The sequence below is a fragment of the Amorphus suaedae genome, from assembly GCF_053629675.1.
Window position 1 is genome coordinate 1012869 of the sequence record NZ_JBRJIT010000002.1, and the last position, 21603, is coordinate 1034471.

The following is a 21603-nucleotide window of genomic DNA, read 5'->3' on the forward strand; positions in this document are numbered from 1 at the left end:
CAGCCCCTCATGTCGTCTCGCCGCCGACGGTCAGTCGGCGAGCTTGACCTTAAACGGATTGTAGCGCTCGGCGACCGCGCGATGCGGATCCGTGCCTTTGACCGTTCCCGTCGAGCCCGTGCTGAATGTGCTGTCGAGCTCCACCATGTGCAACGAAGTTTGCTGAAATTTAACCTGGCGCAGCGAGGCGCCCTCGACGCGCGCGTTGGCGAAGTTGGCGTTGGAAAGGTCGGCGCCGTCGAAGGCGGCGGCGCGGATGTCGGCCCCCTCGAACTGGGCGATCGGCAGCTGGCAGTCCTGGAACGAGGCGCGGTGCAGGACCGCGCCGGAGAAGTTCGCCATGTCGAGCCTGCTGCCGGTGAAGTCCGCCTCGCGCAGGTCGGCGCCGTTGAAGATCGCCTTGGAACCCTGGATGCTGCCGAGGTTGGCCTTGCGCAGGCTGGACTCCATGAAGATCGAGTTGGCGAGGTTGGCGCCGCGCAGGTCGACCCCGTCGAGGTTGGCCTTCATGATCGTGCAGTTTTCCAGCGTCTGCCCGGCGAAGGTGTGGCCACGGAAGTCGCCGTCGATGATCAGCACCTGCTGGAAGCGGGTGTGGGTGAGGTCGGCGGTGCGCAGGTCCGCCTCGGTCAGGAACACCATGTGCAGGACGGCGGTCTTGAAGATCACCTCCGACAGGTCCGACTGCAGCATCGCGACGGTTTCGAGCTGCGCCGCCTCGAAGCTGGCGCCGGTCAGCGGCGAGCGGGCGAAGGCGCAGCGCAGCATCTCGGTCTCGCCGAAGTCGGCCCGCATGAAGGTGGTGCCGGCGGACTGGCAGTCGGTGAGCGTGGCGCCCCGGAAGTCGGCCTCGTTCATGTCCGAGCTCACCTGCGTGAAGCGGGTCAGCTTCATGCCCTCGAACCGGCTGCGCGGCGCGTCGCACATGGTGAACCCGGCCTCGTCGAGCCGGGCGTCCCGGAAGTCGGCCTCGCTCAGGTCGCAGTCGATGAACTTCGCCCCGGTCAGGTCCTGACCCGCGAAGTCGGTGCCGCCGAGATCCTTGGTGACGATGGGGAGGTCGTGCGCGAGATATTCGCGCATCTCCTCAAGAGACAGTTTCTGGCGCGCGAAAGGCGGTCTGGACGAGGTGGGCATGGTGCAGGTCCGTTCCCAGGAGCTTGGCGAGGGAGAAATCGGCGGCATAGGCGTTGGCATGGCGCAGCGAGGCGAACGACAGGTCGGCCTTGCGCAGCATCGCGCCGGTCAGGTCGACGCCGAAGAAGTCGCATTCGCGAAAGTCGGCGCGCAGCATCAGGGTGTTGTGAAGCACCGCGAGCCGGAAGTCGCAGCGGCGCGCGTCGGCCATCATCAGGTTGCACTCCTTCAGGCTGGCCTTAAGGAAGCAGGCTTCCTGGATGTTCGCGGCCATCCAGCTCGACTTGACGGCCGTGACGCCGGCGAAGTTGGACCGCTCCATCGCGATGTCGCCGATGAAGCCGCTGCTCAGCATCCTCGCGCCCTCGAAGCTGACGCGATCGAGCGGAACCTTGATGAAGCCGGTCTTTTCCAGATCGGCGCCGTCGAAATGCGCGCCGCGCGCCGAGCCCTCGATGAAGATGCTCTTGAACAGCCGCGCCGAGCGGAAACTAGCGCGGTCGAGATCACAGCGGATGAACGTCGACAGGCTCACCGTCGCCTGATCGAAGACGACACCGCGCAGCGACACGTTGGCGATCGTCCAGCGGGCAAGCTCGGCAGACGCGAGGATGGCGCCCGACAGCGACGTCTCCATCAGGTTCGGCTTTTCGATCCGCGCGCCGGTGAAGTCGGCGCGGTCGAGGATCGCCCCGGCGAAGTTGGTGTCCTTGATGTCGGCGCCCGCCAAACGCGCGCCCTCGAGGTTTGCGCCGCAAAGCACGGTGCCATGGGCGCGCACACCGGAGAGGTTCGCACCCTTCAGATTGGCTCCGTCCAGCATGGTGCCGCTGAGATCGACCCCCGACAGGTCGGCGCCCGCAAGGTCGGCACCGGCAAGGTCGCGTCCGGCAAGATTGGCAACCCCGATCTCGTCCAGGATGAGGGCGCCGAGCCGCTTCGCCGTGGCGGCGTTCAAAGGCGGCATCGGTTCAATCGCCTTCGGCAGGGCGAGCCGTGCCTTGCGCCCGCCCTCGATGACCATCGGCTCCATCAGGTCGAAGATGGCTTCGATCTGACGAAGGATCTCCTTTGGGTCGCCGTTCGGCCGGTCGTTGGCGAAATCGGCCATGGAACTGATGAAGGCATCGAACCCTTCGCCGGGTGTGTCTGTGGCCAGTGACGGCAGCATCTTCGCGAGCTTTTGCTCGGCGTCGGCCAGCTTCTCACGTCCCGCCGCGGCCTCATCGGGGTCAATGACGCTGCTGTCCACATTGTCGAGCGCGCTCGAGAGCTTACCGGGCCCGACCATCGCCTGGGCCTGTTCCAGCATCGCCGACAGCCCCATGGAATCCATGCGTGCGGCGGCATCCGCCATCTGCCTGCGCGCGTCGGCGAAGGGTTTCGCCTCGGGCAGGTCGAGGGCGCGGGCGCGGGCCTTCGTAAACTGCTCCTCGTCGGTGACCGCCAGAAAGGAGAGATCCTCGAACGCCTCGCCGGACAGGAGGGCTTTTGCCTTGGAGACCGCGTCGCGAGATGCCTGCTGCTTCTCGGGCGGGGTGCCGGCCATCGCCGCCATCTCGTCGGGCAGGGCCTCCATCCTGGCGGCGATGGCGTCGCGGTCGATCGGCGGGAGATCGAGGTGGCCAAGCGCTCCGGCGTAGGCGGGGTCGGCGACGATGTCCGGCTTGAAGTCGTAGATGGTCGGGAGGCCTTTCGGCGCCTTGAAGCCGCCGGCTGCCTCCTGCGCCTGCCGCAGCTCTTCGAGCTCGACCAGCAGCGTGTCGGCGAACTTCTTCTGCTCCTCAAGATCGTCGAGCATCTCGGCGAAGTCCGCTTCGCCGCGTTCCACCTCCTCCTCGGTCGGGATGGCGATCGGCGGGAGCTTCGGCATCTCGATCTTCGGAAGCAGCGCCGGCGGCAGGTCGTGATCCTCGAACTGCTTGCGGATGCTGAATGCCTGGGCGGCCTCGAATTTCGCGATCCGGGCGTTGAAGGCGTCGATCTTGCTGGCGCGCCGCCTTGCCTTGATGGCCGGATCGATCGCCGGCGAAAGCTGGTAGTCGGCGAGCAGATACTTGATCTTCTCGTCCGGGTCGCGGCGCAGGCGGTAGACCTCGGCGTAGTGGGCCACGTCGCGCGGCGGATCGGAGAGGCGCTCGTAGGCGATCATCACGTAGGAGATGTCGTCGCCCTCGATGTCCTCGGACTGGATCGAGCCGCGGAACGCCACCAGCCCCTTGGTCACCGACCCGAAGATCCAGACGGTGTCGAGGTGCATGTGCAGCTCGTGGAAGCCCTGGGGCGCCGACTTGCGGTGGACGAAGGCGCGCGCGCGGATGCCCGGCAGGCGCGAGTCCACCCTCGGATGGCTGGACGACATCCCCGACACGTGGATCGGCTCGTCGCCCCGGAAGAAGCCCTTGATCTGCTGGTTGGCCGGCGCGGTCAGGAAGTAGCGCGTGTCGAAGTCGGCCGGGTACCCGGGGAAATGGGTCTTCATGTACTTGCGGTCGTAGGTCCCGATGTACCGCTGGCGCCACGGGGCGTCGGGCGGGTAGGGGCCGAACCACGCCGGATGCGGCGTGTCGTCGATCTCCAGGATCGGGTGGGCCGGGTCCTCCAGGTTGGGGAGCGGCGCCTTGTAGCCGCCCTCGTAGAGCCCGCGCGCGCCGACGCCGCGTCCGACCGGGTTCTCCGCGAAGCCCGCGCCGCCGAAGGCAAGCTGAGGCACCAGCGGCATGTGGGTGAACGGCACGGGATCGCTGTAGACGGGGCCGTGGTCGCCGCGCGTCCACACCCGGTTGCCGATGGCCACGACGCGCTTGGCGACGGGTCCGACGCGGACCTCGACGAGCTGCTTGTCGACGGCGTGGCCGCCGGGCGGGATGGCGCTGCCGGCGACGATGACCTCGCCGTTGGGCTTGGGTGCCCCGAGGTCCAGCACCGAGCCGGGCGGCAGCTGGTCGGCGGCGGTCGGCCAGAGGCCGGTTTCCATCAGCAGGTAGTCGGGTTCGAGCAGGTCGAACAGGCCGAGCGCCGTGACGGTGAAGATCGAACCGCCTTCGTGCGGGGTGCACTTCGTCAGGATGCCGAGCCGCATCGGCTTGATGATCCCGGCCATCCGGTCAGCTCCCAGGGCGGGACGGGCGCCGGCGACTCCCGCCACGGGACAGGCCCGGAAGCAGGACAGTCGGGCGGGCCGTTCCGCGTCGTTGCAGTCGATGCGAACCGTACGGGGCACGCTCCGGCAGCGGGCAATGCGTCGCTACATCCTGCCATCTCGCCATCGACTTAGCCCATTTTCAACTGGATCAGGATGAAGGTTTGGACAGGTTGGCCGGCGGCGGCGTCGACGCGCCGGCGGACGAGGGTCCCGTCGTGGCGGCCTTCTTCGGCGCCGGACCTGTCGCCTCGGTGCCGTACTGGCCGGATTCCAGGCCCTGGATGGAGATCGGCGCGCCGGTGGCGATCGGATCGCCGTCGGCGTCCTTCGGGGCCGGCTGGGGAAGGCCGGGGCCGGTGGTGTCGGTCGCCACCGTCACCGGCAGCTTTCCGGCGACCATGAACTCCAGCACGATCGGGAAGGTGCCGCCGTCCTTGAAGGTTTCGCTGACGCGCTCGAAGCGCAGGAAGTAGCCGCTGGTGGACATTTCGACCGAGCCGCCGGCCGGGATGTCGATGCCCTGCACGGTCCGCTGGATCGGGTTGCCCTCGATCACGTAGGTCCGCTGCATCTGGACGGGTCCGGATTTGGGCGAGGAGACGCGCAGCAGCCGGTCGGCGGTGCCGCCCTTGTTGCGGATGCGCATGAGCGCGAACGCCGTCCGGGAGCCCTTGGGGGCCTTGGCGCTCCTGGATGCCCTGGTGCTCGTGGAGGCCTTGGCCGGCGGGGTGCCGGTGGCCGGCGTGGCGGCCTTCGGGGCCGTCGAGGACGTCGACGGGGCGGCCTTTGCCGGCGCGGGCTCGGGATAGATGTAGGGACGGTCGACTTCGATGGAGGCGGGCTTGAAGCTGTCCTTCTTGCTGCCGCAGCCGGTCAGGAGCAGCGCGGCCAGGCAGGCCGCCATGCAGGCCGTCATCGACGTGCGGTTCATCCTGCCCTCCCGTGCCGGCGGCGCCCGTCGACCGAGACCTGTGCCCGGATCGCGACGGACGCACCCCCTCGTCGCCCGCCTCCCTTCTACACGGCGCCGGGGCCGGCTCAACAGTCCGCAATGCGGATGAGAGGTCCCGGACGCCGAAAAAAAAGTGGGGCGGCCGCGCAAGCCGCAACCGCCGCGATGCGGGTCGGCGTCACTCCCCAGGCGTGGCCGCCTCGATCTTGCGGGTGAGGGCATCGCGCCATTCGATCGCGGTGTCGCGGCTCATGGCGAGGTCGACCAGATTGCCCTGCCGGTCGGTCAGCTCCATGTGCACCGTGCCGGCTGGCGAGGTGGCGGCTTCGACCGCGGCGACCTGGAACTTGCCCTCGAGGGCGGCGGGGACGCCGAAGGAGACGCGCAGGTCCTGGGATTCCAGGAGGGCGGCCTGCAGCAGGTTGGCGAGCGCGTCGACCTTGCCCGGCGTCATCATGAAGCCGTGCTGGCTGTCGTCCGACAGCTTGATGATCGCCACGAAGCGGCCGTCGGGCGTGTGGCCGCCCCCCAGGATGTCGGCGATCTCGAACGCGTCGACGCTCATCTCTTCGTCTTCGGCCATGAAGTCCTCCCTGATGTCTGAACGGTGTTCGGCGGTCGGTTGGCGCTCGGCGGGCGCCGGAACGCGCAGCGACAACGCCAGGCCGGGCGCCGGACGCGCGTGTGTCGCCTCCGAGGGGGCGGCGACGTCGGCCGTGTCGGCTGCGTCGGCAGCGTCGGTCGTCGCCTCCATGTGGACGCGGCCGTCGGGGCCGCGCGTGCGGCAGGTGCCGGGCCGGTCGGGGTCTGCGGCGACGGTCAGCGACGGGCCGGCGATCGCCGGCGACAGGCCGCGATAGGCGAAGCGGGCGGGCGGTCGTCCGGCCCGCGCGGCGGCGAAGTTCAACAGCAGCGTCGCCTGGATCGGGCCATGCACGACGAGGCCGTCGTAGCCCTCCACCCGGGTCGCGTAGGGCAGGTCGTAGTGGATGCGATGGCCGTTGAAGGTGAGGGCGGAGTAGCGGAACAGGAGCGTCGGCGAGGTCTCCACCGTCCATGCCGCAGGGTCGTCCGCCGGCGGCGTGGCCGGGGCGGGGCGCGGTGCGGCAGCCGGGCGGTCGCCCAGATAGACGATGTCGTGGCGTTCCCGCACGGCGAGGCCGCGGTCGGTCAGGTAGACGTGGTCGACGGCGACGAACCAGAGCTCGCCGGAGCGGCCCTCCTTGCGGGTGACGTCGGCGATGGTGGTGACGCGGCGCACCCGGTCGCCGATGCGCAGGTGATCGACCGTCTCGACGGTGCCGCCGGCCCACATGCGCCGGGGCTGAGGCACCGGCGGCAGGTCGCGCGACAGGGCCGGGTGGCCGTCACGGCCCAGCGCGTCCATCGGCGCGATGGCGGGCGACAGGCACCAGTGGATGCCGAGCGGCGCCGCGCCGTCGGGCACGTCGGCCAGGTGCGGCGCGAAGACCGCCCGGAAGCTGGCATCGAGGCGGTCGGTGACGACGTCCTCGCTCTCGCTCGTCCGGCCGATCCAGTCGGCGAAGGGCCTGTCGCCGGGTCCGGTCACGCGGCGCTCCGGGCGGCGCCGGTCGGGGCCGCCGCGAACAGGCCGAGGCCAGCGACCGGGCGGTCGTCCGGCAGCGCCAGGATGGCGGCGACGAGGCTGTCGGCGGCCGCGGGGGCCATGCCGCCGTCGACCATCAGGGCGCGGGCCTTGGCGGCGATCTCGGCGGGCGAGAGCGGGTTGCCGGGGTCGCCCTTCGCGTCGTGGCGCACGGCGGACAGCGTGCGGCCGTCGGTGGTGGTGAGGCGGAGCTCGGCGCCCCAGGCGTCGGGGTAGGCGGCGTCGATCTCGGGGGAGAGGGCGACGGTGACGGCGGCGCGGGTGTCGGCGAGCCGGGCGCGGGCCGGGCCGTCGAAGCTTGCCGGCGTCACGGCGCCGTCGGCGAGCGCCGCGGCGACGCAGTGCTGGAGCGAGAAGCGGGCGCCGTAGGGCTCGGTCGGATCCGGACGGTCGCAGACGTCGAGGGCGGCCTGGTAGGTGGCGACGGCGACCGAGGCGACGGCGGCGCCGGCGAGCTGGTCGTGGAGCGCGAGGGCGGCGTCGATGGCCGGATGGGTGTGGCGGCAGCAGGGCCAGGGCTTGATGGAGGTGGCGGTCAGCGCCCACGGGCGGCCGGGATCGGCGGTGACGGCGGTGGGCACCGGATCGGCGCAGAGGCCGGCGAAGAAGCCCTTCTCGCCCTCCAGGATCGCCTCGGGCCCGGTGAAGCCCTCCCGGGCCAGCAGGGCCGCGAGGACGCCGGATTCCGCGGCGCGGGCGGTGTGCAGGTGCTTGCTCATGGCGCCGGTGGCAAGGAACTCCCAGAGGCCCGACGACTGGGTGCCGGCGTTGCCGAGCGCCCAGACCATCCGGTCCTCGTCGAGGCAGAGAAGCCGGCCGGCGGCCATGGCGGCGCCGAACGGGCCGCAGGTGGAGGTGTTGTGCCAGACCCGGTAGTGGGCGCGGCCGACCGCCATGCCGACCCGGCAGCAGGCCTCGTAGCCGGCGAGCACCGCGGCGAGGAAGGCGCGGCCGCCGAGGCCGTCGCGCTCGGCGATCGCCCAGGCGGCGGGGATGACCACCGAGCCCGGATGGGTGACGGACTCGCGGTGGAGGTCGTCCATCTCGAGGATGTGGGCGAGGCCGCCGAAGTGGAAGGCGCGGCGGGCGGTGTCGGCGGTCCCGGGCGGCGCGACGGCGGTCAGCATGCGGGCGGGGTCGGAGGTGCTGGCGCCGAGCGCGCAGGCGGCGGTGTCGAGCACGAACAGGGCGGCGGATGCGAGGTCGGCGTCGGTGACCGGCTTCGCATCGATCAGGCGGACGAGATCCCGTGTGAGGCTCATGACGCGTCCCTACCTCTGCCGCGGGCGGCGGGGTGACTGCGTGCGATCCTCGCGCCTCGGGCGGGGCGCCGCAACCCCCTCGGCGCCGGCGTGGGGATCGACGTCATCGCAGCGGCCGGAATCCACCGGCAGGGTGCGCCCCGAGGGCAAGGCTCAGGCGCGCTGGCCGTAATAGAGGCCGACGACGTGCTGGGCCTCGGCGAAGAACAGCCAGCGCGAGGCGGCGATGCCGACGAGGTGCGCCAGGACGGCGACGAGCAGCAGCGGCCAGACGCCCGGCACGGCGAGCGCCAGCGCCAGCGCGCCGAGCGGCACGACGAAGCCGAGGGCGAGCGCCAGCTTGCGCAGCGCGTTGGCGCGCTTGCGGCCGATCCGGAACACCATCTCCTTCATCAGGTAGTTGGGCGAGGTGTGCGGCGCCTCCAGCAGGCGGACCCGGCCGATGCCGGGCAGGCCGATGGCGGTTTCCGGGGTGGAGCCGTCGGCGTCGAGACGGGTGTCGCGCGCCTTGCGGCTCCAGAAGAGCCAGACGACGGCGGCGACGAGCACCGCGACGGCGGCGAGCCAGACCGGGAGGGGGCCGGCGGGGCCGGAGAGCGGGGCGAGAGCGGCGGCCATCAGCGCGCCGCCGGCGAGCCCGACCGCCACGAACATGTGCGGGGTGGGCGGCTTCGACCAGCGCGGCACCGCCTTCAGCGAGCCGTAGATCATCGAGGTGCAGACGATGCAGATGATGGCGAGCACCGTGGACGCGACGCCGAGCAGCGGCGAGCGGATGCCGAAGACCACCCACAGCAGCGCGTAGAGGCCGAACAGGGTGAGCGTCGCGATCGAGGCGACGCCTTCCCGCGACAGCCACGACGACCGCCACTGGGAGAGCGCCCGCCAGGCGCGCTGGGGATTGCCGAGGTGCCAGAGCGAGGCGAGGAGGCCGACGCAGGCGAAGCCCAGCGCGAAGCCGCAGCCCAACAGCGCGAACCAGAAGCCGTCCGGCCCGATGCCGAGGCCGAGCCAGGCCATCAGCCCGAAGCCGATGCCGGACAGCGTGGTGAAGACGATGATCGAGGGGGCGGGATGCATCTAGTTCAAACGCTCCAGCGCGCGGTCGAGCCAGCCGAGGAAGCCGGTCGTCTCCGGCTCGGCGAGCGCGATCAGGTCGATGGATTCCGGCGCGTCGATGTCGGCCTTGGGGCGCGGCGGCAGATAGCGGTTGACCGGCTTGGTGCCCTGCTCGGGCATCAGCTCGACGCCGCCGCGCGCCGCCACCAGCAGCGACACCTCGGAGGTCGGGTCGGCGAGGTCGCCGAAGTGGCGGGCGTTGGCCGGGCAGGTGCGCACGCAGGACGGCACGCGGTCGATCTCGGGGATGTTGTCGTTGTAGATGCGGTCGACGCAGAGCGTGCACTTCTTCATGACGCCGGCGTCGGCGTCCATCTCGCGGGCGCCGTAGGGGCAGGCCCAGGCGCACAGCCCGCAGCCGATGCAGGCGTCCTCGTTGACCAGCACGATGCCGTCGGCGGCGCGCTTGTAGCTGGCGCCTGTCGGGCAGACGGTCACGCAGGGGGCGTCGTCGCAGTGCAGGCACGACTTCGGGAAATGCACGATCTGGGCGTTCGCGGCGCCGCCACCATGCCCGCCGCAGCCGCGGCTTTCCGCCGGAGTCACCTCGAAGGTGTGGATGCGGTTGAGGAAGGTGCCGGAGGGCGCTGCGCCGTAAGGGTCCTGATCGGACAGCGCGGCACCGTAGCCGCCGGTGTTCCATTCCTTGCAGGCGACCACGCAGGCGTGGCAGCCGACGCAGGTGTCGAGATCGATGACGAGGCCGAGCTTCTTCTCGGTGGTCTCAGGAAGCGTGGTCATGACCATTCCTCCCCGTAGGCGAGATCGTCCGGGCCGACGCCGACGGGCGACTCCTGGGCGGGCAGATGCGGCTCGGACCAGGGACCCGGCTCGGCCTTCTCGATCTTCACGCGCAGGTCGTACCAGGCGGCCTGGCCGGTGATCGGATCGGAGTTCGACCAGCGCTGGCCGTCGCCGCGCGGCGGCAGCAGCTCGTGGATCAGGTGGTTGAGCAGGAAGCCCTTGGTGGCCTCCGGCGCGTCCTTGTCGAGGGCCCAGGCGCCGGAGCGCTTGCCGATGGCGTTCCAGGTCCACACGGTGTGGGAATTGACGGCGTCCATGCGCATGACGGGCACCTTGATGCGGCCGTGGTGGGACGTGAGCCACGCCCAGTCGCCGTCGTGGAGATCGTGGGCCTCGCAGATGGGACCGGGCACGTAGAGCGGGTTGTGGCCGTGGATCTGCCGCAGCCAGGCGTTCTGCGAGCCCCAGGAGTGATACATCGCCGCCGGCCGCTGGGTCAGCGCGTGGATCGGGAAGCCGTCGACGAGGGCGCCCTCGAACGGCGGATACCAGTGGGGCAGCGGATCGAAGGTCTCGCGGATCTGGGCGCGCAGGTGCTCCGGCGGCTGGCGGTCGCCGAAGCCGTTGGCGGCCAGGCGGAACTTGGCTAGCGGCTCGGAATAGATCTGGAAGACGTAAGGCTGGGGCGCGTCGAACAGGCCCATGCCGACCGCCCAGTCCTGGTAAGCCTTGTTGAACGGCTTGAAGAACTGCGCCTCCTCGGGAATGTGCGCGGTGTAGAAGCCGCCGTTCTCGATGTAGCGCTGCAGTTGCTCCGGGTTGGGCGCGCCGCGGCCGGGCCGGTCGTCGTCGTTGCGCCAGCCGGCGAGCGGGCCGATGCCCGGACGGCGCTGGTGGTTGACGATGTAGTCGGCGTAGTCGCGGTAGGCGGCGGTGCCGTCGTCCTTGACGAAGCCCGGCAGCTTGAGGCGCGCGCCGAGATCGATCAGCGCCGACTGGAAGCCGCGGACGTCGCGGTCGGGCTCGACCACCGGCCAGCGGATCGCGTCGGCGGCGGCGTCCGGCTCGGAGATCGGCCGGTCGAGCAGCGAGATGCAGTCGTGGCGCTCCAGGTAGGTCGTATCCGGCAGGATCAGGTCGGCATAGGCGACCATCTCGGAGGAGTAGGCGTCCGAGTAGATGATCTTCGGGATGACGTAGGAGCCGTCCTCGTTCTGGGCCGACAGCATCTCCATGGTGCCGCGGGTGTTCATCGACGAGTTCCAGGCCATGTTGGCCATGTACATGAACAAGACGTCGATGCCGTAGGGATCGCGCGCGTGGGCGTTGGCGATCACCATGTGCATCATGCCGTGGGCCGACATCGGCGCGTCCCAGGTGAACGCCTTGTCGATGCGGATCGGGTTGCCGTCGTCGTCGATGGCCAGGTGCTCCGGCCCCATCGGATAGCCGAGATGCGGGCCGTCGAGGGGCGCGCCGGGGGTGACCTTCGAATGCGGCTTGGGGTGGGATTCCACCGGCTTCGGGTAGGGCGGCTTGAAGCGGAAGCCGCCGGGCGTCTCCACCGAGCCGATGATGAGCTGCAGCACGTGCAGCGCCCGGCAGGTCTGGAAGCCGTTGGAGTGGGCCGAGATGCCGCGCATGGCGTGGAAGGAGACCGGCCGGCCGACCATGGTCTCGTGGCGGACGCCGCGCATGTCGGTCCACGGCTGGTCGATCACCACCTCTTCCTTGAAGGCCGCGTGGGCGATCTCGGCGGCAAGCCGGCGGATGGTGTCGCCGCTGATGCCGCAGGCCTCGGCCACCGCGTCCGGGGCACTGTCCGCGCTCATGGCCTTCTCGGCGAGGAGCTCGAACACCGGGCGGGCGGTGCGACCGTCGGGGAGCGTCACCAGGCCCTTCAGCTCGGGCGCCACGTCGGCGTCGCTGGAGGGACGCACGGCGCCGGTCTTGCGGTCGAGGACGAGGGGCGTGCCGTCGGCGTCGCGGGCGAACAGGCCCTCGGTCTCCGTGCCCTTGTCGACGATCACCAGCCAGGGGGCGTTGGTGTAGCGGATCAGGTAGTCGACATCGACGTTGCCGGTGCGGATCAGCTCGTGGGTCAGCGCCTGGATGAACAGGCCGTCGGTGCCCGGCGTGATGCCGACCCATTCGTCGGCGATGGCGTTGTAGCCGGTGCGGACCGGGTTCACGCCGACGATCTTGGCGCCGTTGCGCTTGAGTTCGGCGAGGCCGAGCTTGATGGGGTTGGAATCATGGTCCTCGGCGACGCCGAAGATCATGAAATAGCGCGAGCGCTGCCAGTCCGGGGAGCCGAACTCCCAGAACGCGCCGCCCAGCGTGTAGATGCCGGCGGCCGCCATGTTGACCGAGCAGAAGCCGCCGTGGGCGGCGTAGTTGGGGGTGCCGAACTGCTGCGCCCACCAGGAGGTGAGCGACTGGCTCTGGTCGCGGCCGGTGAAGAAGGCGAGCTTCTTCGGGTCGGTGTCGCGGATCGGGCCGAGCCACTCGACCGCCGTCGACATCGCCTCTTCCCAGGAGATTTCCTTGAACTGGCCGGAGCCGCGCGGGCCGGAGCGGATCATCGGGGCGCGCAGGCGGGCCGGCGAATAGTGCTGCATGATGCCGGCGGAGCCCTTGGCGCACAGCACGCCGCGGTTGACCGGATGGTCCCGGTTGCCCTCGATGTAGCGGACCTTGTCGTCGCGCATGTGCACGTTGATGCCGCACCGGCAGGCGCACATGTAGCAGGTGGTCTTGCGGATCTCGTCGGAGACCTTGGGCGACAGGGCAATCTTCGGTTCGACCGACATGGAACTCCATTCGGCTGGGCCGGCGGGGAGGCGCCCGGAAGCGGTCCCACGATGCGGCCAGCCACCTGATGACTCCGGCGCGTTCTAGAATATGTCCAGACAGAACCGTTCGATCCAACGCATAATCCTTGTCTGTTTGATCGATTTTGTTTCTATAGGACCATGACCCTCGACCAGCTGAAGATCTTCGTCGCCGTCGCCGAGCGCGGCCACGTGACCCGCGCGGCGGAGAGCCTGCGGATGACCCAGTCGGCGGTGTCGGCGGCGATCGCGGCGCTGGAGCGGCGCTACGGCACGGCGCTGTTCGACCGGCTGGGGCGGCGCATCGAGCTCACCGAGGCGGGCAGCCGGTTCCTCCCCGAGGCGCGGGCGGTGCTGGAGCGGGCGGCGACGGCGCGGGCCGTTCTGGAGGACCTGTCCGGGCTGACGGTGGGATCGCTGTCGGTGGCGGCGAGCCAGACCATCGCCACCCACTGGCTGCCGCGCCGGCTGGCGAGCTTCCACACGGCCTATCCGGGCGTGCGGCTCGACGTGCGGATCGGCAACACGCGGCAGGTGGAGACGGCGGTGGCGGAGGGGGCGGTCGACCTCGGCCTCGTCGAGGGCGAGACCCGCCACCGGACGCTGGTGCGGATGCCGGTGGACGTCGACCGGCTGGTGCTGGTGGTAGCGGCCGGACAGCCGGCGCCGCCGCGGCTGGCCAACGGGCGGCTCGACCTTGAGGCAATCCCCTGGGTGATCCGCGAGGCGGGTTCCGGCACCCGCGAGATCTTCGAGGCGTTCGCCCGCGACGAGGGCTTCGACCCGGACCGGCTCAGGGTGTTCCTGGTGCTGCCGTCGAACGAGGCGGTGCGCGAGGCCGTGGAGGCAGGCGCCGGGGCGACGATCATCTCCGGCCACGTGGTCGCCCGCGACATCGCCGAAGGGCGGCTGACGGCGATCCCCGTGGATCTGCCGGCGCGCGAATTCGCGCTGGTGCGCCACCGCGACCGCTACCAGAGCGCGGCCCAGTCGGCGCTGATCGCCGAGCTGTCGGCGGGCGAGGGGGAGGAGGGGGCGGACGCCGCCGCCGGGCCTACTGGAGCAGGCGCGGCAGGAACAACGTGATCGCCGGGAAGGCGATCAGCAGCGCCACGCGGACGATCTCCGAGGCGAAGAACGGCATCACGCCCTTGAACGTCTCGCGCATGGGCACCTCGCGGGCGAGCGAGTTGATGATGAAGACGTTCAGCCCCACAGGTGGTGTTATCAGCCCCAGCTCCACCGTCACCAGGATGATCACGCCGAACCAGATCTTCGTCTCCTCCGGGCCGAGGCCGAAGTCGAGGCCGGCGACCACCGGCCAGAAGAACGGGATCGCCAGGATCACCATGGAGAGCGAATCCATCAGGCAGCCGAAGATCAGGAAGACGACGATGATCAGGAGCAGGATGGAGAGCGGCGCCAGCCCGCTGGTCTGCAGGAACTCGGCCGCCGCCTGGGGCACGCCGGCCCGCGCCATGAAGATCTTCAGGAGCTCCGCGCCGAGCAGGATCAGGAAGATCATGCCGCTCATGCGCGCGGTTTCCAGCAGCGAGGCGACGAAGCCGCTCCAGTTGAGCTTGCCGCGCACCACGCCGTAGATCGCCACCAGGAACACGCCGATCGCGGCGGCGGGCGTCGGGTTGTAGATGCCGGCGTAGATGCCGCCGATGACGATGCCGAAGATCACCAGCACCGGCAGCAGGCCGAGCGTCGCCGACCAGAGTTCGGCGCGGCTGACGCGTTCGCCCTCCGGCCCGGCGTCGGGCACCAGGCGCACGTAGACGGCGATGGTGAGGATGAACATCAGCATCGCCAGGATGCCCGGGATCAGGGCGGCGGCGAACATCGTGACGATGTTGGTCTCGACGATGATGGCGTAGACGATGAGTACCACCGACGGCGGGATCAGGATGCCGAGGGTGCCGCCGGCGGCGATGGTGCCGGTGGCCAGTGACGGCTTGTACTTGTAGCGCTTGAGTTCGGGCAGGGCGACGGTGCCCATGGTGGACGCGGTCGCGGTGGACGAGCCGCTGAGCGCGCCGAAGCCGGCGCAGGCGGCGACCGCCGACATCGCCACGCCGCCGCGAAAGCGGCCGAGCCAGGCGTTGGCGCCGCGGAACAGGTCGCGCGACAGCCCGGTGCGCCCGGCCAGTCCACCCATCAGGATGAACATCGGCAGCACGGAGAGGTCGTAGTTGGAGAACTGCGAGTAGGCGAGGTCCTTCAGCTGGTTGAGAAGGATCGCGTGGCCGGACTGCATGATGATCCCGCCGATGCCCACCAGGATCATGGTGTAGGCGATCGGAACGCGGATCGCGATCAGGCCGAGAAGGACGACAAGGCCGAGGAGGCCGAGGGCGAGGCTATCCATTGTCTCTCCGGCAAGCCTACTCGGCCGTCTCCAGGGGGTGGGGCTCGACGAACTGCGGACGGCCGCGCATGACGCGGATGCCGTCGATCGTGGTCACGAGCGCGGCGAGGAAGAGCAGCCCAAGGGAGACGAGGATGGGCGGAAACGCGGTCCACAGCGGCAGCTTGAGGACCGGCGTGGTTTCCACGTAGCGCATGTAGCTGCCCATCCCGAGCCACATCTGGCGGAACAGGAGCACCGCGAAGGCGAGCGCGAACAGGGAGGAGAAGACGCTCATCGCGGCCTTCTTTCCGTCGCTCATGCCCTCGGTGAAGATGTCGACCGTCACGTTGGCGCCAACTAGCTGGCAGTAGGGCAGGAACATGAAGATCACCACGGCGATCACATGCTTCATCAGCTCGTAGTCGGCCGGGAACGGGACGCCGAGGAAGAGGTTCGACAGCGCGCTGAACGCCGTCATCACGGCCAGCGCCGAGGCGACCAGGCCGCCGAGCACGGCCCAGACCGTGATGACGCCGGCAAGGCCGCGCACGGCCTTCGCCGCCGGGGTGTCGGGACGCGGCCCGGAGGCCGCGTCCATCTGGGTGTCGTTCGGGCTCAAGCGGCCAGGCTCACGACTTGTTCTCGGCCATCGAGGCCCGGGCGGCCTCGACGAGCGCCTTGGAATCGAAGTCGGTGTGCTCGGCCGCCCACTGGTCGACCACCGGGCCGAGCGCGTCGTTGAACGTCGCCATCTGCTCCTCGGTGAGGACGATGTGCTCGTTGCCGGCATCAATGGCGATCTGGATGCCCTTGTCGTCGGAGTTGCGCCAGATCTCGGCGACCTTCTTCAGCCACGCCTCGTCGGAGTTCTTGTCGAACACCGCCTTGATGTCGTCGGGCAGTGCGTCCCACTTGTCGCGGTTCATCGACACCTGGAAGGTCGTGGTGCCGAAGCGGTTCCTGTCCGGCCCCTCGATCTGGTACTTGGTGACGTCCTGCAGCTTGAGCGCCGGGATGATCTCCCACGGGATCAGCGCGCCGTCGACGGCGCTGGTGGCGAGCGCCTGGGGCAGGTCGGGCACCGGCATGGTCACCGGGGTGGCGCCCATCGCCTTGACGACGGCGTTGCCGGTCGGGCCGGGCACGCGGAGCTTCTTGCCCTGGGTGTCGGCGACCGAGTGCACCGGCTCGTTGGCCATGTGGATCGCCTGGCCGGCGTGCACGTGGTTGAACAGCACGTGGACCGGCTCGTACTCGGGCGCCAGGTACTCGTCGAACATCTCGCGCATGGCGAGGTTCGTCGCGGCGATGTCGTTGGTGAAGACGGTCGGCAGCTCGAACACCTCCGAGCGCGGGAAGAGGCCCGGCGTGTAGCCGTTCACCGTCCAGACGATGTCGACGACGCCGTCGGCGACCTGGCGGAACAGCTGCGGCGGCGCGCCGCCCAGCGACATCGACGGATAGATCTCGATCTTCACCCGGCCGCCGGAGTCCGTCTCGATGGCCTGCGCCCAGGGCTCCAGCATCTGGGTCTGGGCCGGCGATTTCGGGCCGAGGAAGTGGTGCAGCTTCAGGGTGTACTCGGCGTCGGCCGCAAAGGCGGTGCCGCGCAGCACCGCCGGCGCGGCCAGGACGCCCGCCGAAGCGAGCAGAAACTCACGTCTTCCGATGGTCATTGTCGCGTTCCTCCGTGGCGTCGCCCCGCTTCGTTGTCGGGACCGGTGCCGGCGTGTTGCAGGCCCGCCGGCGGTTGTCTGGTATCGTCTGGTTGTCTCGGCCCGATCCTAGGCATTCTGCCGGATGAGGTCCAGATTAGTTTTAGTCCCAACGAGTTTGTCGGTCCCTCCCTGTCCGGCGAGAGCAGCCGGACAGGGAGGAGTGTGCGCCGTTTCGATCAGAACGGGTAGTGCTGGCCGGCGTCCTCGACGGTGATCCAGCGCAGCTCGGTGAACTCGGCGACGCCCGCCTTGCCGCCGAAGCGGCCGTAGCCGCTGGCCTTGACGCCGCCGAACGGCATCTGCGCCTCGTCGCCGACGGTCGGGCCGTTGATGTGGCAGATGCCGGACTCGATGCGCCGGGCGACGCCCATGGCGCGCTGGACGTCCTTGCCGAACACCGCGGCCGACAGGCCGTACTCGGTGTCGTTGGCGACCTTCACCGCCTCGTCGACGCCGCTCACCCGGATGACGCAGACCACCGGGCCGAACGACTCCTCGCCGTAGAGGCGCATGTCGGGGGTGACCTTGTCGACGACGGTCGCCGGCATGATGGTGCTGTCCGTCGCGCCGCCGGTGACGACCTCGGCGCCCTTCGCCACCGCGTCCTTGATCAGCGCGTCGACCTTCTCGATGGTGTCGCGGTTGACCACCGAGCCGAGCACCACGTGGCCGCTCGGATCGCCGTAGGGCAGTGCGCCGGCCTTGGCGGCGAAGCGCTGGACGAACTCGTCGGCCACCTTGTCGTCGACGACGATCTTCTCGGTCGACATGCAGATCTGGCCCTGGTTCATGAACGCGCCGAAGGCGGCCGCGTTGACCGCGCCCTCGATGTCGGCGTCGTCGAGGATGACCAGCGGCGCCTTGCCGCCGAGCTCCAGCAGCACCGGCTTCAGGTACTTGGCGGCCTCGCCGGCGATGATCTTGCCGACGCGGGTGGAGCCGGTGAAGTTGATGCGCTTCACCTTCGGGTGGGCGATCAGCGCGGAGACGACTTCCGGCGCGTCCTCGGCGGAATGGGTGACGACGTTCACCACGCCCTTGGGAAGGCCGGAGTCGGTGAGGACCTTGCCGATGAGCCGGTGGGTGGCCGGGCACATCTCGGAGGCCTTGAGGACGACGGTGTTGCCGCAGGCGATCGGCAGCGCCAGCGCGCGCACGGCCAGGATCACCGGGGCGTTCCAGGGGGCCATGCCGACGAGCACGCCGACCGGCTGGCGGATCGCCATGGACAGCGTGCCGGGCTTGTCGGAGGGGATGATCTCGCCGGTGATCTGGGTGGTCATGGACGCCGCCTCGCGCAGCATGTTGGCCGCGAGCATGACGTTGAAGCCGATCCACGGGCCGGTGGCGCCGGTCTCCGCCATGGCGACCTTGATGAACTCCTCGGTGTGGGCGTCCATCGCGTCGGCCGCCTTGTTGAGGATCTTGCGGCGCGCGCCCGGACCCATCTCCGACCACTCGGGGAAGGCGGCGGCGGCGGCCTCGACGGCCTTGTCCACGTCGGCCGGCTTGGCCGCCGGCGCGCGGGTCGCCACGTCGCCCGACACCGGGTTGCGGCGCTCGAACAGGGCGTCGTCGGTGGCGGGCGTGTCGGCGCCGCCGATGAGCATGGTGATGTCCATGGGGTTTGCTCCTTCTTGAACGATGCGCCTGTGTCCGGCGCGGGAGTAGGTGATGTCTGTGGATGCGGGCTTGGCGCGGGATCGGGACGCGGGGACGACCGGTCGTTCGACCGCCCTCCGCGCGCGCCCGGGGACTAGGCGCTCATGCAGCCGTCGGCCGTCAGCCTCGAGCCGGTCGTGACGCGCGACAGCTCCGAGGCGCGGCATGGGAGGGAACGGGTCACTTCCCCGGCCGTTCCATGGCGGCCGGGCGGACGCATTGCGCCGGGCCGGACGCCGCGCGGCCCGCGGGCTCTGGCGATGCCGCGCATCCGGCCGATCGGGGAATGCAGGAAACGGCGCGCGGCGGAGGGCCCGACGCTCCCCGCTCCGCCGGTGATCGGGCAGGCCCTGTCGGTCAGCAGTGGCACGATGGTCGATCCTCCCGACGTCACCCGGGAACCGTTCAACCGGTCCTCCGGCAGGCGCGCCACAGCGGTCGAGGGCGCCCAATTCTAGTTTGCACTCAAACATTATCCGGGCATAAACTCAAGGTCGAAAGCGGACCGGACACTGCCCGCGCCGAACGGCGGGCCGGTAGATAGCGCGCCCGGAATGCAAGGAAATGCCGCCGGGCTCGGCGTCCTGTGCGTGGGGCAGGACAGCGCCCGGTGCCGGGTATTGGCCGCCCGGCTGCGGGGTCAACCGCCGCCGTGTCCGCTGCGACGGATCGCCGGTGGAGCCGCGGCTTCTCGAAGATACCTACCTGGCTGCATCGGCCTGACACCCTTTCGCCGCACGCCCATGCGTGAGAAAGGCATGGAGCCGGTCCGCCGACGCGCGCGTCGCGTCCGGGGCCAGCCTCGTCGTGCAAAGGGAAGGGTCGTTCAGTGATCGGATCGAAAACCAGGACGCGTCGGCGATGCGCGAACGCGCGGGCGGCGCTGGCGTGCGCCGTGCTGGTCGGCTTCGCGTCGTCCGCCGCCGCGCAGGACCAGGACCTCGGCTTCCTCGGGCGCTACACGCTGGAGCCCGACTGCGGGGGCGAGGCGGTCCGCATCCAGGACGACCGGCTGGTGGTGGCCGACCTGGTCTGCAAGGTGGAGGACATCGACACCGAGACCAACGGCACGTTCGAGCTGTCGCTGTCGGGCTGCATCCAGGACGGCACGCCGAGCAAGGGCAACTCGGTGTTCGGCTACCAGCAGGGCGGCAACGCCGTCGCCCTGTCGTTCTGGGGACCGATCATCCCGGTCTTCCGCTGCGAGCGGTAGATCGCTTCCCGTTCAGATCGACGCGGCCTGAACGGCGCAAGTGCTCAAGCCTGGACGGGAGCGCTCCGGACGGCTGACCGACCGGAGGCCCGGCGGGCCGGCTCAGACGGGCGCGAGCCAGACGTCGAGGACGGCGGAGCGCTTCTCGTCACGCACCACGGCGAGGGCCTCGGCGACGGCGGCGTCGAGGTCTTCCGGACGGTCCACCTTGCGCGCCCAGGCGCCGCCCGAGGCGGCGGCGATGTCGGCATAGGCCGGCGGCGGGTCGAACGACAGGTCAAGGTCGTTGGCCCTGGACACGTAGCCGTCCGGATGGACCGAGAGCGCGGAGAAGCGCGGCGCCTTCCAGCCCCCGTTGTTGTAGACGACCTGCAGGAAGGGCGTCTGGTACTTGCCAGCCATCCAGTGGACCGTCGAGGGGATGGAGAACATGTAGCAGCCGTCGCCGGACAGGGCGACGACGGTCTTCTCCGGCGCGGCGAGCTTGGTGCCGATCGCCGCGCCGCCGTTCCAGCCGAGCGAGCCGCCGCCGCTGGCGAAATAGGACCCCGGCCGCGTCATCCGCATGTGGTTGGCGATCACCGTGTAGTTGGTGATGCCCTCCGAGAGCACGATGGTGTTGTCCGGATCGATGTGGCGGCGCACCGTCGCGGTCAGGAATTCCGGCGTGATCAGGCCTTCCGACTGGACCTCGAGCGCCTCGATCCCGGCCCGGCGCTTCTCGCTGGCCGCCGCATAGTGCTTGCTGCGCGCCCTGACCGCCTTCGCGTCCGGGGCGCGCGCGTCGAGCGCCGCGTTCAGCTGGGCGAGCGCCGTCTGCGCGTCGGCGCGCACGGATTCCTCCGCGCCGATGTACCAGAGCGGCATGTTCTCCTTCAGCGGATCCACGTCGATGTGGACCACCGGCGTGCCGGGGGCGGGCTTGTTGTGCGACGGGATCCACGGCACGTCGCTGTCGACCACCAGCACGAAGTCGGCCTCGGCCAGCGCCTCGTCCTGGTACGGCTCGTTCCACTGATTGCCCAGATAGAGCGGGTGGTCGTGCGGAATGTTGAGGGCGCTCGGCACGGATTCGTGCACGCCCATGCCGACGCGCTCGCAGAAGCGCACGAGCTCGGGCACGGCGTCCGGGTTACGGCCGGCGTATGAGGTCACCAGCAGCGGGCGCTTCGCCTTCTCGACGTGGTCAAGGATGCGGTCGATGGCGCCGGCGGTGAGCGCGCCCGGATCGACCGGACGCCAGTGCCGGGGCTCGATGGTCACCGGGTTGGCGATGTCGGCCTCCATCACCTCGCGGGCGCCCATCAGGTAGACAGGGCCCTTCGGGTCGGTGGAGGTGAACTGCAGGGCGCGGTGCACGACCTGCTTGATGTTCTCGCCGGTGCGGATCTCGGCGTCGTACTTGGTGTAGCCGCGGATGATCCCGCGCTGGTCGTGGACGTCCTGGATCCACTGGATGAACTCGTTGCGGCTGCCCTTCATCTCGCCGTCCTGGGTGAAGGGCGAGGCGCCGGCGAAGATCAGCATCGGCACGTGGCCGCGCGCGGCGTTGTGGACGGCGCCGGCCAGCGCCTGGGTGCCGCATTCCACGTGCACCAGCACGAGCTGCGGCTGGCCGGTCACCTGGGCGAAGCCGTGGGCGGCGCTCATGCCGACCATCTCGTTCGGCGCGGTGACCACCTGCGGGATCTTCCGGCCGTTGGCGCGCGCCTCGGCGATCGCCTCCAGCAGCGCCGGGTGGTCGCTGCCGAAGTTGGCGAAGATGTAGGTGATCCCGGCCTCGTTCAGGGCCTCGAGGAAGGCTGTGCTTGTCGTGTACATGATGAAATCCGGC

15 protein-coding genes are annotated in these 21603 nt (G+C 69.9%); 2 read left to right on the forward strand and 13 right to left on the reverse strand.

All coding sequences use genetic code 11. The features are described from left to right. Positions 1-30: 30 nt before the first annotated feature. From AB7M35_RS18390 to AB7M35_RS18425, 8 genes are all read right to left on the reverse strand, one after another. Entirely contained in the window at positions 31-1083 is a 1053-nt protein-coding gene (locus tag AB7M35_RS18390) for a pentapeptide repeat-containing protein (RefSeq protein WP_453961871.1), read from the reverse strand. A gap of 4 nt (positions 1084-1087) precedes the next feature. Further along, positions 1088-4240, reverse strand: a complete 3153-nt coding sequence (locus AB7M35_RS18395; RefSeq protein ID WP_453961872.1) for a DUF2169 domain-containing protein — start codon at positions 4238-4240, stop codon at positions 1088-1090. 190 nt (positions 4241-4430) lie between these two features. After that, a complete protein-coding gene (locus AB7M35_RS18400) occupies positions 4431-5213 on the reverse strand; it encodes a copper chaperone PCu(A)C (RefSeq protein ID WP_453961873.1) in 783 nt (260 codons plus the stop codon). A gap of 199 nt (positions 5214-5412) precedes the next feature. Then, positions 5413-6804 carry an FAS1-like dehydratase domain-containing protein gene (locus tag AB7M35_RS18405; RefSeq protein WP_453961874.1) on the reverse strand — a complete coding sequence of 464 codons (1392 nt, stop codon included), beginning with the start codon at positions 6802-6804 and terminating at the stop codon, positions 5413-5415. Then, a complete protein-coding gene (locus AB7M35_RS18410; protein WP_453961875.1) occupies positions 6801-8123 on the reverse strand; it encodes an MmgE/PrpD family protein in 1323 nt (440 codons plus the stop codon). The genes AB7M35_RS18405 and AB7M35_RS18410 overlap by 4 nt, the downstream gene beginning before the upstream one ends. Before the next feature lie 153 nt (positions 8124-8276). Further along, the gene (locus tag AB7M35_RS18415) at positions 8277-9203 is read right to left on the reverse strand and encodes a dimethyl sulfoxide reductase anchor subunit family protein (protein ID WP_453961876.1); all 927 of its coding nucleotides are present in this window, start codon (positions 9201-9203) and stop codon (positions 8277-8279) included. After that, positions 9204-9983, reverse strand: a complete 780-nt coding sequence (locus AB7M35_RS18420; protein ID WP_453961877.1) for a 4Fe-4S dicluster domain-containing protein — start codon at positions 9981-9983, stop codon at positions 9204-9206. Next, a complete protein-coding gene (locus AB7M35_RS18425) occupies positions 9980-12799 on the reverse strand; it encodes a molybdopterin oxidoreductase family protein (protein WP_453961878.1) in 2820 nt (939 codons plus the stop codon). Before AB7M35_RS18425 ends, AB7M35_RS18420 begins: the two co-directional genes overlap by 4 nt. 162 nt (positions 12800-12961) lie before the next feature. On the opposite strand from AB7M35_RS18425, the gene AB7M35_RS18430 reads away from it, so the two are divergent. Then, positions 12962-13906, forward strand: coding sequence for a LysR substrate-binding domain-containing protein (locus tag AB7M35_RS18430; protein WP_453961879.1), 945 nt, complete (start codon positions 12962-12964; stop codon positions 13904-13906). Here the strand turns inward: AB7M35_RS18430 and AB7M35_RS18435 are convergent. From AB7M35_RS18435 to AB7M35_RS18450, 4 genes are all read right to left on the reverse strand, one after another. Beyond that, positions 13875-15194, reverse strand: a complete 1320-nt coding sequence (locus AB7M35_RS18435; RefSeq protein ID WP_453961880.1) for a TRAP transporter large permease — start codon at positions 15192-15194, stop codon at positions 13875-13877. The two genes, AB7M35_RS18430 and AB7M35_RS18435, sit on opposite strands and share 32 nt — an antisense overlap. A gap of 16 nt (positions 15195-15210) precedes the next feature. Continuing rightward, positions 15211-15795 (reverse strand): TRAP transporter small permease, encoded by a 585-nt coding sequence (locus AB7M35_RS18440; RefSeq protein ID WP_453961881.1) that lies wholly within the window; start codon positions 15793-15795, stop codon positions 15211-15213. 10 nt (positions 15796-15805) lie between these two features. Continuing rightward, a complete protein-coding gene (locus AB7M35_RS18445) occupies positions 15806-16852 on the reverse strand; it encodes a TRAP transporter substrate-binding protein (protein ID WP_453961883.1) in 1047 nt (348 codons plus the stop codon). A gap of 218 nt (positions 16853-17070) precedes the next feature. Continuing rightward, complete coding sequence (locus AB7M35_RS18450) at positions 17071-18516, reverse strand: aldehyde dehydrogenase (RefSeq protein WP_453961885.1); 1446 nt, start codon at positions 18514-18516, stop codon at positions 17071-17073. A gap of 869 nt (positions 18517-19385) precedes the next feature. Between AB7M35_RS18450 and AB7M35_RS18455 the strand changes: the two genes are divergently transcribed. Continuing rightward, positions 19386-19769: a hypothetical protein gene (locus AB7M35_RS18455; protein WP_453961886.1), complete on the forward strand. Its 384-nt coding sequence runs from the start codon at positions 19386-19388 to the stop codon at positions 19767-19769. Positions 19770-19871: 102 nt separating this feature from the next. Here the strand turns inward: AB7M35_RS18455 and AB7M35_RS18460 are convergent, their stop codons facing one another. Then, positions 19872-21590 carry a thiamine pyrophosphate-requiring protein gene (locus tag AB7M35_RS18460; RefSeq protein WP_453961887.1) on the reverse strand — a complete coding sequence of 573 codons (1719 nt, stop codon included), beginning with the start codon at positions 21588-21590 and terminating at the stop codon, positions 19872-19874. Positions 21591-21603: the final 13 nt, after the last annotated feature.

Coding starts and splice junctions, on each gene's coding strand:
- AB7M35_RS18390 (WP_453961871.1), bottom strand. CDS start 1,083: ATGCGCGAATATCTCGCGCACGACCTCCCCATCGTCACCAAGGATCTC.
- AB7M35_RS18395 (WP_453961872.1), bottom strand. CDS start 4,240: ATGGCCGGGATCATCAAGCCGATGCGGCTCGGCATCCTGACGAAGTGC.
- AB7M35_RS18400 (WP_453961873.1), bottom strand. CDS start 5,213: ATGAACCGCACGTCGATGACGGCCTGCATGGCGGCCTGCCTGGCCGCG.
- AB7M35_RS18410 (WP_453961875.1), bottom strand. CDS start 8,123: ATGAGCCTCACACGGGATCTCGTCCGCCTGATCGATGCGAAGCCGGTC.
- AB7M35_RS18415 (WP_453961876.1), bottom strand. CDS start 9,203: ATGCATCCCGCCCCCTCGATCATCGTCTTCACCACGCTGTCCGGCATC.
- AB7M35_RS18420 (WP_453961877.1), bottom strand. CDS start 9,983: ATGACCACGCTTCCTGAGACCACCGAGAAGAAGCTCGGCCTCGTCATC.
- AB7M35_RS18425 (WP_453961878.1), bottom strand. CDS start 12,799: ATGTCGGTCGAACCGAAGATTGCCCTGTCGCCCAAGGTCTCCGACGAG.
- AB7M35_RS18430 (WP_453961879.1), top strand. CDS start 12,962: ATGACCCTCGACCAGCTGAAGATCTTCGTCGCCGTCGCCGAGCGCGGC.
- AB7M35_RS18435 (WP_453961880.1), bottom strand. CDS start 15,194: ATGGATAGCCTCGCCCTCGGCCTCCTCGGCCTTGTCGTCCTTCTCGGC.
- AB7M35_RS18445 (WP_453961883.1), bottom strand. CDS start 16,852: ATGACCATCGGAAGACGTGAGTTTCTGCTCGCTTCGGCGGGCGTCCTG.
- AB7M35_RS18450 (WP_453961885.1), bottom strand. CDS start 18,516: ATGGACATCACCATGCTCATCGGCGGCGCCGACACGCCCGCCACCGAC.
- AB7M35_RS18460 (WP_453961887.1), bottom strand. CDS start 21,590: ATGTACACGACAAGCACAGCCTTCCTCGAGGCCCTGAACGAGGCCGGG.